Raw genomic sequence first — 15,632 nt, 5'->3', positions numbered from 1 at the left:
AGAAGCCGCAGTTGTTAAAGAGTAGCGACGATTATGATTAATTTCTTGGGACACGTGCCGACCTCTTTGTAGTTAGGTTCTTTCTAAAGCAGTCATTTTGACGCGCGCAGCGATCTGAACGCTAACCTTGCGCCAGTCGTAATCGGTTGCCCAATAGCGCGCGAGTTTCTGAGTCGTTGCGAGCTGCACACCCTGCGACTGATCGGCGACTGTCTCCTTTTCGGGCCATCGCGTTGCTATGATGCGACGGCGGAGGTCGTCGAGTGCCGCTTGCGGAACGTTGATGTGGAAGGGACGGATTGTAGTTGTGTCGGTGTGCAAGGTTTCAAGTTGAGTCATGGTGGTCACCTTTGGTGTTACTTTGCTGGATTGGGCATTGGCAGAACCGAATCGACCTAGCTGTGTAGTCGCAATAGTCATCGCCGCAATGCCCAAAAAGCGGCGGCGTTGTTGGTTGATTTTTTTAGACATTGATCGTTCTCTGATTGGATTTAGCTCATTGAAACTGACGAAACTTTCGTAACCCCAGACATCATCTAGAACTCACCCCATCGCTCACTTCACCGAGGAGAAGGCGGTCGGTTGAAGCAGTTCGTTGCTGATGTTTTGCACGAGTGGGCCGTCCTTCTCACTCTCTTTACTGATCGCGATCCATTCGGGGTCCGCGAGAAATGCACTCCAACGCTCCTGACGCTCAGCCATGCTGTCCCAAGCGAGCAGGTAGGTGAGTTTCTGGTTGCTCTCGCCAATTAGCGTCGTCCAGAACCCAGCTTGGCGGATGCCATGTTTTTCCCATATCTGTATCGTGTGGTTCTGAAAGCGCGAAATCAGTGCTGGCAGTCGTCCGGGCACGGATTGATAAATGCGTAATTCATAGATCATAGCTGTGTTCCTTTTTGGAAATGTCAGAGTTACAACCGTTTCCATTTCACACCCAAATTATTCAGCCGATGGCTTACTAAACTGAAAACTGCTGAATTTTTCTGATCGCAAGGCGGTATCAGTGACCCGCACTCTGGCCACCATCGACGTGAAGGATTTCGCCCGTGACAAAGTTGGCTGATTCGAGATAGAGGATTGCATCGACGACATCGGATATCTCGCCCATACGACCGATCGGGTGCAGAGCATCGAGCTGTGCATGGGTTTCGACAGGATGCATTGGTGTCTTGATAGTACCCAGCGCGATCGCGTTCACCCGAATACCACGCTTGGCATACTCGATCGCCAGCGATTTGGTCGCGGCATTTAGTCCGCCCTTCGTCAGTGACGCGAGTACAGACGGTACGCCAGCGATCGCGTGGTCAACCAGGCTCGTCGATATCTGCACAACATGACCGCTGCCCTGCTTCTCCATTTCGGCGATCGCCAGTTGCGTCATGTGAAAGAAGCCAGTGACGTTAGTGCCCACGTACGCCTCGTAGTCTGCCTCGGTGTATTGGGTAAATGGCTTGGCGATGAAGATACCAGCATTGTTGATGAGCGTGTCAATGCGCCCAAATCGGGTCACGCCTTCGATGATCGCACGCTCGGCAGTTTTTCGATCAGCAATGTCGCCTGACACCGCCAGGATTGCATCATCATCCGATGGCTGAATTGAGCGTGAGATAGCGACCACCCGATAGTTGCGATCGCGGTACGCCTTGACAAGAGCTGCGCCAATGCCCTGCGACGCGCCGGTAATAACAGCGACTTTCTGTTCGATGCCCATAATAAAACTCCTTTATGCTTTTGAGGGGTGTGGCAACTCTAACCACATCATCAACGCTGAACAACACAATTCATGTTTTAACGGTTTACGTGATTGCTACTGATTTTGTTCTCCTTGTAGTTGGTAAGTTTAATGTTCAAATTGATTACTTTTCATTCTTGGGCGATCGCCCAATGCACGCTACTCAAGTTCTTTGAGTAACCGAATTACCGCAGAATTCAGGATGCGGCAGCCTGAAAAATAATATGCTCACCTGTGGGAGTGATTTTTGTCTCAACCTCACTTTCCTCTCGGAATGAACCCGGGAACGCCAGTCTCCACAACGGTATTAAACCTGACGCGCGATTTGATTCCTTCGCTGATTTCCCGCATGGCATCCTCAGGAAGGATGGAAATGTCAAAGTTCTCCTTAATCCGGCTGGGGGTCTTTGAGGTGGTCAGGAGAGCCGTTCCGCGTTGGATACCCCAGGCGAGCAGTACCTGGGCTGATGTCTTGTTGACCCGTTTGGCGATGGCGGCGATCGCAGGATCTTCCAGCAGCTTAGGCTCGCTACTATGCCCCAGCGCCGCGAAAGCTTGCATCACGATGCCACTGTTTCTGCAATAGTCTAAAAGTTCCCATTGCGGAAGATACGGATGGGATTCGACGTGAACAACCGCAGGCTTGATCCTCGCGGCTTCAAAGATCTCCTTCACCTTTTCCAAGCTGACGTTAGATAATCCGATGGCCTTGCACTTGCCTTCGTCCACAAGGCTCTCCAACCTCCTCCATGTATCCAGCAAGGTCACCCCTTCGTCATAAATCACATTGCCGTTCGCGTCCCTCGGATCTTGCTCGTCTCCAGGTTGGAAGGCAAAGGGGGTATGGATGAGATAGAGATCGACGTAGTCGAGTTGGAGTTTCTTGAGACTCGCCTCGAAGGCGGGTGCGACTCGTTCAGGACGATGATGGTTGTTCCAGAGCTTCGTGGCAATAAACACGTCCTCCCGCTTGATTTTCCCCGCCTTGAACACCTCCTGCATCGCTTCGCCGACCTCTTGTTCAGTCCGGTAACGTTCTGCTGTGTCGATCTGACGAAATCCTGCTTCCAGCGCGCACTTGGTCGCGTTTTTGGTGGCGATGGGGTCGGGAATCAGCGTGCCAAAGCCAAGCGCGGGGATCGCACCGGTTCCGTTGTTGAGCGGTATCTTTGTATAGCGAAGGTTGTCGGGTTCTACCATTGAATTAACTCTCCAATATTTCCGAGTTGGACTTCAGCCTGCAACTGTCGTGAACCCTCTCCAGTGAGCCTAATGAGCCTGCCAGGAATGCTGCAAGAGCTTGATGTCACGCAAAACAGCAATGCAGCCTCGGTCAGGTGCAGCACCTGGTTCGGCGGCAACCACAGCACAGACTAATCATCGTCTGCTGTTCATTCACATCAGCTCAAACAGAGCAAAGCAACTTCAGTAACTCTTCCGCTGCGGGTCCCGAAGAGGCTGGATTCTGTCCGGTCACAAGCCTTCCGTCCACCTGGACATAAAGAACCCAGTTAGCGGCTTTGCTGTAAATGCCACCCCGTTCCTTTAGCCGATCTTCCAACAGAAAAGGTACGACTGTGGTCAAGTCCATCGCTGCTTCTTCTGTATTCGTGAATCCGGTCACGCGCTTGCCTTTAACCAGATACTCGCCATCCTTCCCATGTACATTCACGAACGCGACTGGCGCGTGACATACCGCAGCGACTGGCTTGTCGGCTTTCACGAAGGCTTCGATCAGCGCGATCGAGGTCGCATTATCGGGCATGTCCCACATGGGGCCATGTCCACCAGGGTAGAAGACCGCGTCAAAATCGGCTGCGGACACGTCAGCTAGCTTTTTTGTATTGCTAAGTTCAGCCTGTGCATCGGTATCTGTGCGGAAGCGCTGCGTTAATTCGGTCTGGAACTCAGGTATCTCGCTTTTCGGATCGAGCGGCGGCTGTCCGCCCTTTGGTGATGCCACCGCGATCGCCACTCCCGCATCCTTCAGCACGTAATAGGGAGCAGCGAACTCTTCCAACCAGAAACCAGTTTTCTTCCCGGTATTGCCGAGTTGATCGTCAGACGTGAGAACCATGAGAATCTTCATCGCAAACCTCCTTTTATTTAAGAACCTATCTTGAAATGCCTATATTGGTGAAGCTCAATGCCCACAGGGATATATGTCTAATTAGGGTGTCCAGCCCTGCTGTCTGCCTTTCCTGGTTCACTGCAAGCGATTCTCTCTCATGAGAGGCTACGCCAACGCGAGAGAAAATGCAAAACTCGTCGGTTAAACTTTTCTGGATTTTCGATAAACGTGAAATGCCCGCCACCTTCATCGGCTTCAAAGATTTCTAACTCAGAGTTAAGAATGCTTTGATTGATCCAGACTTGCGATCGCCACGGAATAATACTTTTTCTTCCAGAAATGACCAAAGTTGGCTGACGAATCCTGACAATTTGATCGCGCCAGTCGGTGTGAGCGTGGTTGTACAACAGCGTTGCAGCGATCGCTCGTGGCAAGCGTTGATTGCACTCAACGATCCACTCAAACTGCTCCTGTGACATCGCTGGCGTGACCATTGAAGTGAGAAGGCTTCGAGTCAGTTCCTCAGCATTGCCATTTTCTAGAGTGTGTACTGCTGCATTGAGTTGTTCGCCAGTAAACACTGCCCCGGACTCTGCGATTTCTTGAGCGTTCCAATGCGATCGCGAGATGACCAACGGAGATTGATCGACCAACACTAATCGATCAATTTCATCTAATCCAAACAGATCAAGATAACTCCAGATCAGAGAACATCCCATTGAGTGACCTAATAGGTGTGGCTTTTGGAGTTTCAGAGTACCGATCAATTCATAAATATCTTGAGCCAAGCGAGAGATTCGATACCCGAACCTCACTTTTTCTGACTCGCCGTGTCCTCGCAAATCGATCACGATCGCCTGATAGTGTTCGGCAAAAACAGGAATTTGATATTTGAATTGTTCTGCCGATTGCGACCAACCGTGAAGCATCACGATGGGTTGTCCGCTACCCGCGCTGATGTAGCTTAATTCGGCACCATCAGATGTTCTGAATGTTTTTCTTTGCATATTGTCCTTTCCCAGCGCAGTTTGAAAATCATTGACAATCAGTGCGTGCATTACTGGTGATGGCTTCATCTTCCAGTTCGTACCCAAAGACTGCAAACCTCCGCTTACGAACGAACGGCGTTCAGCCGATTTCCGGCGGATTCAAATACATCGGCTGCTCATTGCAAAGGCTTCGCTTAACTTCCCTGGTGAAGTCGTCAGCCAGTAACTCTTCCTTGTTGTCTTCAATGCCAGTCAGGGCGGCTTCGGCAACCTGCTGTGGACTGATCTTTTTCATCTCGAAGCCTTTGGTCATGTCGGTATCCATAAAGCCGACATGCAGACCGAGCACTAATGTCTTCTGGTTTCGCAGATCTATGCGTAAGGCATTGGTGAAGCTCCACGCTGCTGACTTTGAGGCGGAATACGCTGCCAGCATCGGACGCGCATACCAAGTGGCATCCGACAAGACATTGATGACTGCTCCACCCCCATTCTTGGCAAGAATTGGAGCAAATTTCTGGCTGAGCAGAATCATGCCATAGTAGTTAGTCTCGAAGACTTCCCGCGCGACATCGATCGTGGTTGGATCTAGGGTACTGCTGGTGAAGCGAGCAATACCCGCGTTGTTGACCAGCACAGTGGTATCACTGCACTGTGTCACGGCCGCAGCTATCGAGGCAGGATCGGTCACATCGAGTTTGACCTGAATGATACCTGGCGTTTTGACTTCAGTGGGACTACGCACCCCGGCATATACCTTTTTGGCACCACGGTCAAGTGCCTCGTGGGCGAATGCCAAGCCTAAGCCGCGACTAGCACCAGAAATAAAGACGACGGAATCTTGAGTTTTCATCTTCAGTTACCTCTAAATAATTGACCGCGTCTTGCAAACGGCATGGATTGCGCTGATGCCGAGAGCAGCGCCCGAATGATGTTTTCCAACACCGCTATGTGAACGTTACAAAATTCTCAGCTTGTTACCGTCCGGGAGCGCGCGTTTTCACTTCTTGGAGCACCCAACCATTACCGTCCGGATCGCTGAACGAGGCAAAGGAGGCATAGTCGCGACGTTCTGGGTCTGGGCCTGTTTCCCGTCCCTCAGTTCCGGCGTGGTGGAAGACCCCGCCAATATCGTGGAACACCTCACTCACCTCGACACCCCGATCGACGAGTTCGGCGTGGGCTGCCTCGATGTCGTAAACTATGAGGTGCAGACCTTGGACTGAACCCGGTGCGGCTAAGGTAACGCCAGTACCAAAGATGATTGAAGCATCTTGCACAATTGCCTGAATCAACTGATGCATTTCCCTGAACTGAAGACATTGGTAATTCCCATATTCCACGAGTATCACGGGGGCATTAAGCGTCCCCTCATAGCGATCGCGTTGGGAAGGTAGAACAAAGAGTTGATTAAGATGACTATCTTGATTCATCACACACTCTACCAAGAAGGTTTTTCATAGCATCGAGGGATTGCCATGACTCCTATCTGTGATTCCTCCCGACTCCGTTTTTTCTATGTCTTAAGCTTATGAAACTAATTCAGCTTTGTCGCCAACTCACAGTTGAGTAATTGAAGCGATGAAACAACAGTTGCTGACTATCTCTAAAACTAACCCTCAACCGAACTTAAGTTCAGTTCCGCTTGTTTCACAACTTGGCGAGTCCCCGCTTCAGTGCGGTAATCACAGCTTGAGTGCGATCGCTCACGCCTAATTTGCTCAGAATTCGGTTGATGTGAAATTTGACAGTACTTTCAGTAATATTCAAAGCCGCAGCAATATCTTGATTACTCAAGCCACGCGCCATCTGGCAAACAACCTCTTGTTCTCGATCGCTCAACTCTGGAATGTTCATCCGTTGCACCAGTTTGGCAGCGACTTCGGAAGGTATATATTGTTGTCCGCTGTGAACGATATGAATCGCATTCAGGAGTGCATCCGGTTCCGCGTCCTTGAGCAGATACCCCTTGGCTCCGGCGCGTAATGCTCGATAAATATCTTCGTCCCCGTCATAAGTGGTCAGTACAATCATCCGGGCATGGGTGAATTCAGCACAGATTGCAAAGATCGCATCAACGCCGCTTACCTGGGGCATCCGTAAGTCGATCAAGGTGACATCAGGCTGGAGTTGCCGATATTGAGCGATCGCTTCCTGCCCATTGCCCCCTTGACCTACCACCGTCATATCTGGCTCATTTTCAATCATCGCGGCTGATCCTTGCCGCACAATCGAGTGATCGTCAACAATCAAAACGCGGATTGCTGTAGACTGACTCACGTTGATGCCTCCCGATGTACGGATACGATCGTTTCTGTTCCCTGCCCCAGTCGGCTCTCAATCGAGAGTTGTGCCCCAATGCGTTCCGCTCGTTCGGTAATCCCCAGTAAGCCAAACCCCCGATTTAGGATTGTATGGTTGGCTTCAAACCCTTGTCCATTGTCTTTAATTCGTAAGCAGCATTGTGTTGGTTCATAAATTAATTCAATCCGAATTTCCTTTGCATTCGCATACCTAATTGAATTCGTAAATGCAGGGCTAACGCGTCTCAAAGCCTATTGACAAGCAGACTTGTTAGATAAGCAGTCGTTGTAGGAAAAAAGTGGCCTAGCCGAGGTAGTGTAAGATTTAATACATCTAAGTGCCAGGTAAGAGTAATGCCAAGAGGATTTGAGAACAAGAAAAGCAAAACCAAAGCATCTTGTACACCCAGCATAGATAGCAAAGACATTACCACTAAGTTTCAGGAATACTTCACACAAATAAAAGACCCCATAGTGGAAAGGACAAGATATCATTTACTCACAGATATCATCACCATAGCAATTTTGGCAGTGATAGCAGGAGCCTACGGTTGGGAAGATATTGAGGAATATGGAATCAGTAAACAGGAGTGGTTGGAGACATTTCTAGAACTGCCAGAGGGAATACCCAGCCCCGATACTTTTAGAAGAGTGTTTGAGAGAATTAACCCAAGAGAATTTGAACAATGTTTTCAGCAGTGGGTGCAATCATTGGTAGAGAAATTGGGAGTAGAAGTAGTAGCCATAGATGGCAAAACTCACAGAGGCTCATATGACAGAGGAGCGCAGCTAAAAGCTTTACACACGGTGAGTGCATGGTCAAGTGAACACCGTTTAGTCTTGGGACAAGTGAAAGTAAGTGATAAATCTCATGAAATTACCGCGATTCCAGCACTGTTAGAAATACTGGACATATCTGGCTGTATCATTACTATTGATGCAATGGGTACTCAAAAATCGATAGCCCAAAAAATCATTGCCGCAAATGCTGACTATGTTTTGAGCCTCAAAGATAATCATCCTACACTACACCAACAAGTGAAGAATTGGTTTGAGGCTAACCTGGCACAGGGATTTCAAGGTGTTGATGTCAGTATCAGTCAACGAGTAGAGAAAGGACATCACCGCATCGAAAATCGTCAAGTGTACACCGTACCAGTGTCACAACTTCCTGTACTTCACGAACAAGATTTGTGGGCAGGATTGACAACAGTAGTTATGGTAGTCCGTTCTATTCAGCATTGGAATCAGACTACTCAAGAAATTCAATTTTACATTACTAGTATCACCAGTGACGCTAACAAGATTGGTAGTGCAATTCGACAGCATTGGGGAATTGAAAACTCTGTTCATTGGACATTGGATGTCACATTCAGTGAGGATGAATCTCGAATTCGTTCTCTGCACAGCCCACAGAATTTTGCTTTGCTACGTCGCATTGCCCTCAATCTACGAGACGCTACGCGCTAAGCGAAGCTATGCCGAAGGCTTTACGCTAAACTACGTTCCGCTCGTAATGACATTTGACGTTTAATTAGTTTGAACTACTTAACACGTCAGAAATGAAAAATTCTTCCCTTGCTTTCATGAAGCCCCAAGGGCCACCACAGTTCTCTGGGGGACAAACACCTTTACCGCCAGTGCAGATTGGGTAAGTTTGCTTGGGATCTGGAGTAAGTATTGCTTCTACTCTGATTTGATGCCGCCACCAATAACGCCATGCACCCATTAATGGGCAAATACTGAAGTCATATTCGTATAAAAACTTTTCTTTCTCCCTCAACCCAAGGGACGCAAGTTTTACTTCACAGGCGCGATCGCTAAATACTGTTCCCCCTGGTTGGATAATCCCGTAGTGCTTACCGTGGATGATGAAATGATGGAGGTGAATATCTTCCCACCCCATTGCCAACTGAATCGTGTAATGTAAATCTTCTATTGTGCTATCGCTGCTGACTTTTATACGCCGCCAAATCATCGGGCTGATGCTCAACAGCACCACAAAAATTTTCTTACAGTGACTTTGCAGCACTCTGCTGTCCTACACTGAAGACAGTATTGAATATATAGATACAGCAATAAGCCCCGGTTATTGGCGCTGCTATACTCAAAGCGGAGTCCACCCAAGGCAAGCCACGCCGACATATGCTTACCATCTACCATAAAAACGTCAATAAGTCCAAACGGATCGTCTGGTTAAAAGAAGAACTAGAGTTGCCCTACTCCGGGGCGTGTGTACCAACGCGAAGCGCGTTTTGATTTCCGTCGCTAGCGCGATCGCCTTTTTGTGGCGATCGCGCTAGCGAGCCTGTTATCAGGGAAGAGAGCAACGCGGTAATGCCAATGGTGCTTGCGCCAATTTTTTTCAGTCCTTGATAAAGAAAGAAAAAGTGAGTTATAAAAGTATGAGCTACAGCCGAATAACGGCTGTCAAAAATCAAGTAAAAATTCAAACTCAAGCCCTTACGGTAAATTCCCCGTAGGGGCTTTTTGGTTTGATTGAATACTTGTCAGCTTAATCTCAAAAATGAAAGGAAAAGAGAAATGGCTAAAAACGAACAGAAAAACCTCATTAAGAAGGCAGAAGTACGAAGGCAGAGGGCAGAAGGAATCCCTATAAATAAATTTAAGGGATTTAGCAAGGACGTAGTATTTCTTGCGCTTCGCGTCTCGAAATACATATTGTCTTATTTTTTCATAAATGAATTTAGGGGCTTGTGACCCTTATGGCATCGGGCACACCCTTGAATCTCTTCCCTTCAGCATAGCTGCCATCTGCCCTCTGCCTTTCTTCGGTCATGTTCCAGAAATGTATGACGAAATTCCTCTAAATGTGGCGGTCATCGGCTTTTTTGATAACTCCACCTTGAGCCGAATTAATATCAAATTGATTGAGGATTTTCGCGTCATAAATACTTGTGACAAATATTTATGACACTTGGAGAATTTCTAGGGAGCTATTCGGCAGTAGCATCAAGGCTTTTTGAGTTATTAATCGGGCAATAAATGTTAGTTAACCGGATAAATTCCGTGCCATGTGATTGATTATAATATGTCATAAATCAGGGGGTTAAATGCCAACAATAATTGAATTATTCATTGCCACTCTCATGCTCATAAATAGGAACTCTTGATGGATTTGCTTTCTTAAACTCTGAAAAATTACTTCGATTGACTATGTCATTAACTCTTGTAGTAGCCAACATAAATTTAACTAGGAGCTAGGATTATGAACACGCTTATCTCGAATCCCACAACGCTTTTTGATGTTTACTATATTTATTGTGAATACCTCCTCTCACAAGATAAGGACAGTAAACATGATGTGACGGCAGGTATTCGCACTGTATTAATTCGCTATACCCTACCTAAGTGGGGCTTCCCTTTACCCTCACGCAATAAGCAAAATTCTAAGCAAATAAGTTTTGGATTAGAATTTATGAAAACCGTGCCGATATCGGAATTAAATAACGCGCTCGACTATCAACAAGAAGTTTTTGATTCTCTTGGTGATGTTAAGAGCAAGCGAAATTACCGCTTTCATCTTAAGAAGATGCTTTGTTGGTGTAGTAATCAGTCTTGGTGGAAAATCGCTGTCAAGACAGATGCAGAGAATTATTGTCCTCCCATCCGCCTGCAAAGAGGTCGGGTTAGCGATAAAGTTCGCGTCACTAACAAGAAAATGACACCTAAATGTAGCAATTATACTTATAGCTTAAAACCTGCGGAAATCTCGACCCAGTTACAACAAGAGTTAGACAGTTTTTTTAATTTTCAAATAACACTTGTTGGCAGTCGCAAACGTCAAGATGCTGCTTTACGTCCTCGCAGCGCAATCGTTCACGTTAATAATAGTAAACGAATGTAGTCAAAAGATGCAGCACAAAATTTATGACCGTCGGACTCCAGAACAAAGAGTGGCTCCCGCTTTGGTGGCTTTGCAGTCATTGCCTACAGGTACTTTGCCACCACCACCGCCGCTTCAAACTAGTGGTTCATCGCATTAATTTTGAGGAGTGAATAAATTCGTAGTCAGGACTTTAGGGCGTGTTTTCAAACTATAACCACAACAAATAATTGTTCTAGAAAAATTGACTCGTTTCTTTGACCTGGACTAAGAATAAAAGTTATGGGTTTACCTTTACCCTCACACCGAATGTGTATTTTTGTACTGAAACCCCCGCGAGAACGACCTAGTTTCTCTTCTTCTTCACCCCCTTTTTTCCACCAGCTGCGTGCTGGTGGGCGCGTACCACTGTGCCATCCACATAATGAACTTGCCAATCCAGGTTGTCTTTTTGATCTGCGATCGCTTGTAGATGCCCTAAGATTTGGTTCCAAATTCCAGCTTTTTGCCAGCGATAAAACCTTGTTGCTATACTCTCCCACTTTCCATACCGTTCCGGCATATCCCGCCACGGTGCCCCAGTTCTGAGTATCCATAGGATTCCATTGATCACTGTGCGGTGATCGTTATTGGGCTTACCCGTTCGTGGTTTTGTAGGTGGAAGTAGCGATTTTAACTTCTCCCACTGTTCATTACTCAAGTCTCCTCGATTCATCAAGACACCCCACATGCGATCGCCTATTTTGTAGGATACAACGAGTTTGAAAACACGCCCTAGTCCTTGATTTGAGGATTGAAGTCCTCACTACTCACTCATCAAAACTTTTGCGATAGACCACTAGCTGCAATTGGTAACCCAGCAATAACTCCTGGAGCTTTGGCAATCCATATAGCTGTTCCTGGCGTGACATCCTTAGCTAATAGGCTATTCGTTGTGCGATCGCCGCGACCAATATTCTCCAACAACCAGCTATGCAACAGCGGATCTAACACCAGCCAAGGTGGCAAAACAGCAAACTTGCTCACAACTTCATTGCTTCCTTCTAAACTGCCAGGAATACTATAGCTGAAAACCCTGACTGTGCAAGCCTTACAATCTCGATTCAAAAAAAACTCAATTTTTTGAAAAAAAGAGTTGACAAACCAAAGTCGGCTCGATATATTGGATAAGTGCCTGAGAGCGGAGCGCGAAAAGCGAAGCGCGGCAGGGACACCGAACCTTGAAAATATTATAGTTTGAAAGCCAGTATATAACAAATACCTGCGTCAAGTAAAGAAAATAACCAGACTGAGGTTAAAGTCAGTCGTCAAGAGCTAAACAAACTTCAACAAAATGGAGAGTTTGATCCTGGCTCAGGATGAACGCTGGCGGTATGCTTAACACATGCAAGTCGAACGGTCTCTTCGGAGATAGTGGCGGACGGGTGAGTAACGCGTGAGAATCTAGCTTCAGGTCGGGGACAACCACTGGAAACGGTGGCTAATACCGGATGTGCCGAAAGGTAAAAGGCTTGCTGCCTGAAGATGAGCTCGCGTCTGATTAGCTAGTAGGTGTGGTAAGAGCGCACCTAGGCGACGATCAGTAGCTGGTCTGAGAGGATGATCAGCCACACTGGGACTGAGACACGGCCCAGACTCCTACGGGAGGCAGCAGTGGGGAATTTTCCGCAATGGGCGAAAGCCTGACGGAGCAATACCGCGTGAGGGAGGAAGGCTCTTGGGTTGTAAACCTCTTTTCTCAAGGAAGAAAAAAATGACGGTACTTGAGGAATCAGCATCGGCTAACTCCGTGCCAGCAGCCGCGGTAATACGGAGGATGCAAGCGTTATCCGGAATGATTGGGCGTAAAGCGTCCGCAGGTGGCTATGTAAGTCTGCTGTTAAAGAGCAAGGCTCAACCTTGTAAAAGCAGTGGAAACTACATGGCTAGAGTGCGTTCGGGGCAGAGGGAATTCCTGGTGTAGCGGTGAAATGCGTAGAGATCAGGAAGAACACCGGTGGCGAAAGCGCTCTGCTAGGCCGCAACTGACACTGAGGGACGAAAGCTAGGGGAGCGAATGGGATTAGATACCCCAGTAGTCCTAGCCGTAAACGATGGATACTAGGCGTGGCTTGTATCGACCCGAGCCGTGCCGGAGCTAACGCGTTAAGTATCCCGCCTGGGGAGTACGCCGGCAACGGTGAAACTCAAAGGAATTGACGGGGGCCCGCACAAGCGGTGGAGTATGTGGTTTAATTCGATGCAACGCGAAGAACCTTACCAAGACTTGACATGTCGCGAATCCTCTTGAAAGGGAGGAGTGCCTTCGGGAGCGCGAACACAGGTGGTGCATGGCTGTCGTCAGCTCGTGTCGTGAGATGTTGGGTTAAGTCCCGCAACGAGCGCAACCCTCGTTTTTAGTTGCCAGCATTAAGTTGGGCACTCTAGAGAGACTGCCGGTGACAAACCGGAGGAAGGTGGGGATGACGTCAAGTCAGCATGCCCCTTACGTCTTGGGCTACACACGTACTACAATGCTACGGACAAAGGGCAGCAAGCTAGCGATAGCAAGCAAATCTCACAAACCGTAGCTCAGTTCAGATCGGAGCTTGCAACTCAGCTCCGTGAAGTCGGAATCGCTAGTAATTGCAGGTCAGCATACTGCAGTGAATTCGTTCCCGGGCCTTGTACACACCGCCCGTCACACCATGGAAGCTGGCAACGCCCGAAGTCATTACTCCAACCATTCGTGGGGGAGGATGCCTAAGGCAGTGCTGGTGACTGGGGTGAAGTCGTAACAAGGTAGCCGTACCGGAAGGTGTGGCTGGATCACCTCCTTTTAGGGAGACCTACCCAACTCAAATATTGAAAGCAAACAGCAAATAGATAATGAGATGGTCTACTCTAGGTCGGTCGCAGGAATTGTTGAGGCTTTCAAACTATGATGAGGTTCAATTATGGGCTATTAGCTCAGGTGGTTAGAGCGCACCCCTGATAAGGGTGAGGTCCCTGGTTCGAGTCCAGGATGGCCCACCTGAAGCAAGTCAAAAGTTAAAAGTCAAAAGTCAAAAGTAAGAAATAAATTATTTTTGAATTTTGAATTTTGAATTTTGAATTGTGTTAGGGGGTTTAGCTCAGTTGGTAGAGCGCCTGCTTTGCAAGCAGGATGTCAGCGGTTCGAGTCCGCTAACCTCCACATCAAGTACTTCCTTGTGAAAATCGCCAAAGTTATATCGATGGCAGTCAAAAGCTGAAAACGGTATAATGGTTGTGATGACAAAGACAGTATGATACAATCAAAGATTGTGGTTAAATTCAGCAATTGACAAATCTCAAAGTCAAACTGCTGGGTGAAAACCAGCCAGAACCTTGAAAACTGCATAGTAACGCGAAAAAAGCAGGCAGACACAGACATTTAATGAATGAAATGTGTTTGCAGTGGTGAAGACCAAATGAATTGTGGTCAAGCTAATAAGGGCTGATGGTGGATACCTAGGCACACAGAGGCGAAGAAGGACGTGGTTACCGACGAAATGCTCCGGGGAGTTGGAAGCAGACATTGATCCGGAGATGTCCGAATGGGGCAACCCTAAATACTACCTGCTGAATATATAGGCAGGAAAGAGCCAACCCAGCGAATTGAAACATCTTAGTAGCTGGAGGAAGAGAAATCAAAAGAGATTCCCTGTGTAGTGGTGAGCGAAAGGGGAAAAGCCTAAACCAAAGGGTTTACCTTTTGGGGTTGTGGGAAAGCAATAACGAATCTAGCGGTTAGACGAAGCAGCTAAATACTGCACCAAAGAAGGTGAAAGTCCTGTAGTCGAAAACTTAAGGATAGTAGCTTCATCCCGAGTAGCATGGGGCACGAGGAATCCCATGTGAATCAGCGAGGACCATCTCGTAAGGCTAAATACTACTGTGTGACCGATAGTGAACAAGTACCGCGAGGGAAAGGTGAAAAGAACCCCGGAAGGGGAGTGAAATAGAACATGAAACCGTCAGCCTACAAGCAGTGGGAGTCCGATTAAACGGATGACCGCGTGCCTGTTGAAGAATGAGCCGGCGACTTATAGGCACTGGTAGGTTAAAGCGAGAATGCTGGAGCCAAAGGGAAACCGAGTCTGAAGAGGGCGAAAAATCAGTGTTTATAGACCCGAACCCTGGTGATCTAACCATGTCCAGGATGAAGCTTGGGTAACACCAAGTGGAGGTCCGAACCGACCGATGTTGAAAAATCGGCGGATGAGGTGTGGTTAGGGGTGAAATGCCAATCGAACCAGGAGCTAGCTGGTTCTCCCCGAAATGTGTTTAGGCGCAGCGGTAATGAATATATCTGGGGGGTAAAGCACTGTTTCGGTGCGGGCTGGGAGACCGGTACCAAATCGAGACAAACTCAGAATACCCAGAGCACACATTGCCAGTGAGACAGTGGGGGATAAGCTTCATTGTCAAGAGGGAAACAGCCCAGACCACCAGCTAAGGTCCCCAAATCATCGCTAAGTGATAAAGGAGGTGAGAGTGCACAGACAACTAGGAGGTTTGCCTAGAAGCAGCCACCCTTGAAAGAGTGCGTAATAGCTCACTAGTCAAGCGCTCTCGCGCCGAAAATGAACGGGGCTAAGCGATGTACCGAAGCTGTGGGATTTGTCTAACGATAAATCGGTAGGGGAGCGTTCCGTCGTAGGTAGAAGCAGTAGCGGCAAGCAGCTGT

Annotated in this window: 18 protein-coding genes, 2 tRNA genes, 2 rRNA genes and 1 pseudogene (1 of these 23 running past the window's edge); 9 read left to right on the top strand and 14 right to left on the bottom strand. The window is 47.9% G+C overall.

Annotation, left to right across the window (positions count from 1 at the left end; genetic code table 11):
• Nucleotides 1-72: 72 nt before the first annotated feature.
• From AACU32_RS04405 to AACU32_RS04395, 3 genes are all read right to left on the bottom strand, one after another.
• Nucleotides 73-471, bottom strand: a complete 399-nt coding sequence (locus AACU32_RS04405; protein ID WP_339377498.1) for an epoxide hydrolase N-terminal domain-containing protein — start codon at nucleotides 469-471, stop codon at nucleotides 73-75.
• A gap of 84 nt (nucleotides 472-555) precedes the next feature.
• Nucleotides 556-882 (bottom strand): NIPSNAP family protein, encoded by a 327-nt coding sequence (locus AACU32_RS04400; RefSeq protein ID WP_096607853.1) that lies wholly within the window; start codon nucleotides 880-882, stop codon nucleotides 556-558.
• A gap of 118 nt (nucleotides 883-1,000) precedes the next feature.
• Nucleotides 1,001-1,711, bottom strand: a complete 711-nt coding sequence (locus AACU32_RS04395; protein ID WP_096598201.1) for an SDR family NAD(P)-dependent oxidoreductase — start codon at nucleotides 1,709-1,711, stop codon at nucleotides 1,001-1,003.
• A gap of 29 nt (nucleotides 1,712-1,740) precedes the next feature.
• Here AACU32_RS04395 and AACU32_RS04390 point away from each other — a divergent pair, with 29 nt between their 5' ends.
• On the top strand, nucleotides 1,741-1,908 hold the full coding sequence (locus AACU32_RS04390; protein WP_339377497.1) for a hypothetical protein: 168 nt from the start codon (nucleotides 1,741-1,743) through the stop codon (nucleotides 1,906-1,908).
• 82 nt (nucleotides 1,909-1,990) lie between these two features.
• Here the strand turns inward: AACU32_RS04390 and AACU32_RS04385 are convergent, their stop codons facing one another.
• From AACU32_RS04385 to AACU32_RS04355, 7 genes are all read right to left on the bottom strand, one after another.
• Nucleotides 1,991-2,932: an aldo/keto reductase gene (locus tag AACU32_RS04385; protein WP_096598199.1), complete on the bottom strand. Its 942-nt coding sequence runs from the start codon at nucleotides 2,930-2,932 to the stop codon at nucleotides 1,991-1,993.
• Nucleotides 2,933-3,137: 205 nt separating this feature from the next.
• Nucleotides 3,138-3,821, bottom strand: coding sequence for a type 1 glutamine amidotransferase domain-containing protein (locus AACU32_RS04380; protein ID WP_096598197.1), 684 nt, complete (start codon nucleotides 3,819-3,821; stop codon nucleotides 3,138-3,140).
• Between the two features lie 137 nt (nucleotides 3,822-3,958).
• Nucleotides 3,959-4,879: an alpha/beta fold hydrolase gene (locus AACU32_RS04375; RefSeq protein WP_096598195.1), complete on the bottom strand. Its 921-nt coding sequence runs from the start codon at nucleotides 4,877-4,879 to the stop codon at nucleotides 3,959-3,961.
• 52 nt (nucleotides 4,880-4,931) lie between these two features.
• Nucleotides 4,932-5,645: an SDR family oxidoreductase gene (locus AACU32_RS04370; RefSeq protein WP_096598193.1), complete on the bottom strand. Its 714-nt coding sequence runs from the start codon at nucleotides 5,643-5,645 to the stop codon at nucleotides 4,932-4,934.
• 124 nt (nucleotides 5,646-5,769) lie between these two features.
• On the bottom strand, nucleotides 5,770-6,240 hold the full coding sequence (locus AACU32_RS04365; RefSeq protein ID WP_339377496.1) for a hypothetical protein: 471 nt from the start codon (nucleotides 6,238-6,240) through the stop codon (nucleotides 5,770-5,772).
• A gap of 202 nt (nucleotides 6,241-6,442) precedes the next feature.
• A complete protein-coding gene (locus AACU32_RS04360; protein WP_096598189.1) occupies nucleotides 6,443-7,072 on the bottom strand; it encodes a response regulator in 630 nt (209 codons plus the stop codon).
• A complete protein-coding gene (locus AACU32_RS04355) occupies nucleotides 7,069-7,344 on the bottom strand; it encodes an ATP-binding protein (RefSeq protein ID WP_096598187.1) in 276 nt (91 codons plus the stop codon). Before AACU32_RS04355 ends, AACU32_RS04360 begins: the two co-directional genes overlap by 4 nt.
• 105 nt (nucleotides 7,345-7,449) lie before the next feature.
• Here AACU32_RS04355 and AACU32_RS04350 point away from each other — a divergent pair, with 105 nt between their 5' ends.
• Complete coding sequence (locus tag AACU32_RS04350) at nucleotides 7,450-8,565, top strand: ISAs1 family transposase (RefSeq protein ID WP_339377495.1); 1,116 nt, start codon at nucleotides 7,450-7,452, stop codon at nucleotides 8,563-8,565.
• A gap of 64 nt (nucleotides 8,566-8,629) precedes the next feature.
• Here AACU32_RS04350 and AACU32_RS04345 read toward each other — a convergent pair whose 3' ends face one another.
• A complete protein-coding gene (locus AACU32_RS04345; RefSeq protein ID WP_339377494.1) occupies nucleotides 8,630-9,097 on the bottom strand; it encodes a plasmid pRiA4b ORF-3 family protein in 468 nt (155 codons plus the stop codon).
• Between the two features lie 217 nt (nucleotides 9,098-9,314).
• On the bottom strand, nucleotides 9,315-9,554 hold the full coding sequence (locus AACU32_RS04340; RefSeq protein ID WP_339377493.1) for a hypothetical protein: 240 nt from the start codon (nucleotides 9,552-9,554) through the stop codon (nucleotides 9,315-9,317).
• A gap of 242 nt (nucleotides 9,555-9,796) precedes the next feature.
• Between AACU32_RS04340 and AACU32_RS04335 the strand changes: the two genes are divergently transcribed.
• The 3 genes from AACU32_RS04335 (at nucleotide 9,797) to AACU32_RS04325 (ending at nucleotide 11,102) form a co-directional block, all read left to right on the top strand.
• Nucleotides 9,797-10,030: a hypothetical protein gene (locus AACU32_RS04335; protein WP_339377492.1), complete on the top strand. Its 234-nt coding sequence runs from the start codon at nucleotides 9,797-9,799 to the stop codon at nucleotides 10,028-10,030.
• Between the two features lie 294 nt (nucleotides 10,031-10,324).
• The gene (locus AACU32_RS04330) at nucleotides 10,325-10,963 is read left to right on the top strand and encodes a hypothetical protein (RefSeq protein ID WP_096598183.1); all 639 of its coding nucleotides are present in this window, start codon (nucleotides 10,325-10,327) and stop codon (nucleotides 10,961-10,963) included.
• Nucleotides 10,964-10,970: 7 nt separating this feature from the next.
• A complete protein-coding gene (locus AACU32_RS04325; protein WP_339377491.1) occupies nucleotides 10,971-11,102 on the top strand; it encodes a hypothetical protein in 132 nt (43 codons plus the stop codon).
• 186 nt (nucleotides 11,103-11,288) lie between these two features.
• Here the strand turns inward: AACU32_RS04325 and AACU32_RS04320 are convergent, their stop codons facing one another.
• Nucleotides 11,289-11,657, bottom strand: coding sequence for an IS5 family transposase (locus tag AACU32_RS04320; RefSeq protein ID WP_445223160.1), 369 nt, complete (start codon nucleotides 11,655-11,657; stop codon nucleotides 11,289-11,291).
• 125 nt (nucleotides 11,658-11,782) lie between these two features.
• Nucleotides 11,783-11,968: pseudogene (locus AACU32_RS04315) on the bottom strand (carboxylating nicotinate-nucleotide diphosphorylase); the annotation flags it as partial.
• 304 nt (nucleotides 11,969-12,272) lie between these two features.
• Between AACU32_RS04315 and AACU32_RS04310 the strand changes: the two are divergent.
• From AACU32_RS04310 to AACU32_RS04295, 4 genes are all read left to right on the top strand, one after another.
• A 16S ribosomal RNA gene (locus AACU32_RS04310) occupies nucleotides 12,273-13,761 on the top strand.
• A 119-nt stretch (nucleotides 13,762-13,880) separates the two neighbouring features.
• A tRNA-Ile gene (locus AACU32_RS04305) sits at nucleotides 13,881-13,954 on the top strand.
• A 90-nt stretch (nucleotides 13,955-14,044) separates the two neighbouring features.
• Nucleotides 14,045-14,117: transfer RNA gene (locus tag AACU32_RS04300), tRNA-Ala, on the top strand.
• Between the two features lie 265 nt (nucleotides 14,118-14,382).
• Nucleotides 14,383-15,632 (top strand): 23S ribosomal RNA (locus AACU32_RS04295) (it continues 1,579 nt past the right edge of the window).
• Together the 16S and 23S rRNA genes with 2 tRNA genes alongside form the textbook arrangement of a ribosomal RNA operon.

Source organism: Calothrix sp. NIES-2100 (genome assembly GCF_963875285.1).
GTDB lineage: Bacteria > Cyanobacteriota > Cyanobacteriia > Cyanobacteriales > Nostocaceae > Aulosira.
Note: the sequence above shows the minus strand (reverse complement) of the source record. Positions and strands in the feature narration are given on the sequence as shown.

What these genes read in the sequence shown, in the direction of transcription:
- AACU32_RS04320 (WP_445223160.1), bottom strand. Translation starts at nt 11,657, where the DNA reads ATGAATCGAGGAGACTTGAGTAATGAACAGTGGGAGAAGTTAAAATCG.
- AACU32_RS04370 (WP_096598193.1), bottom strand. Translation starts at nt 5,645, where the DNA reads ATGAAAACTCAAGATTCCGTCGTCTTTATTTCTGGTGCTAGTCGCGGC.
- AACU32_RS04325 (WP_339377491.1), top strand. Translation starts at nt 10,971, where the DNA reads ATGCAGCACAAAATTTATGACCGTCGGACTCCAGAACAAAGAGTGGCT.
- AACU32_RS04350 (WP_339377495.1), top strand. Translation starts at nt 7,450, where the DNA reads ATGCCAAGAGGATTTGAGAACAAGAAAAGCAAAACCAAAGCATCTTGT.
- AACU32_RS04400 (WP_096607853.1), bottom strand. Translation starts at nt 882, where the DNA reads ATGATCTATGAATTACGCATTTATCAATCCGTGCCCGGACGACTGCCA.
- AACU32_RS04335 (WP_339377492.1), top strand. Translation starts at nt 9,797, where the DNA reads ATGAATTTAGGGGCTTGTGACCCTTATGGCATCGGGCACACCCTTGAA.
- AACU32_RS04395 (WP_096598201.1), bottom strand. Translation starts at nt 1,711, where the DNA reads ATGGGCATCGAACAGAAAGTCGCTGTTATTACCGGCGCGTCGCAGGGC.
- AACU32_RS04405 (WP_339377498.1), bottom strand. Translation starts at nt 471, where the DNA reads ATGTCTAAAAAAATCAACCAACAACGCCGCCGCTTTTTGGGCATTGCG.
- AACU32_RS04380 (WP_096598197.1), bottom strand. Translation starts at nt 3,821, where the DNA reads ATGAAGATTCTCATGGTTCTCACGTCTGACGATCAACTCGGCAATACC.
- AACU32_RS04330 (WP_096598183.1), top strand. Translation starts at nt 10,325, where the DNA reads ATGAACACGCTTATCTCGAATCCCACAACGCTTTTTGATGTTTACTAT.
- AACU32_RS04375 (WP_096598195.1), bottom strand. Translation starts at nt 4,879, where the DNA reads ATGAAGCCATCACCAGTAATGCACGCACTGATTGTCAATGATTTTCAA.
- AACU32_RS04385 (WP_096598199.1), bottom strand. Translation starts at nt 2,932, where the DNA reads ATGGTAGAACCCGACAACCTTCGCTATACAAAGATACCGCTCAACAAC.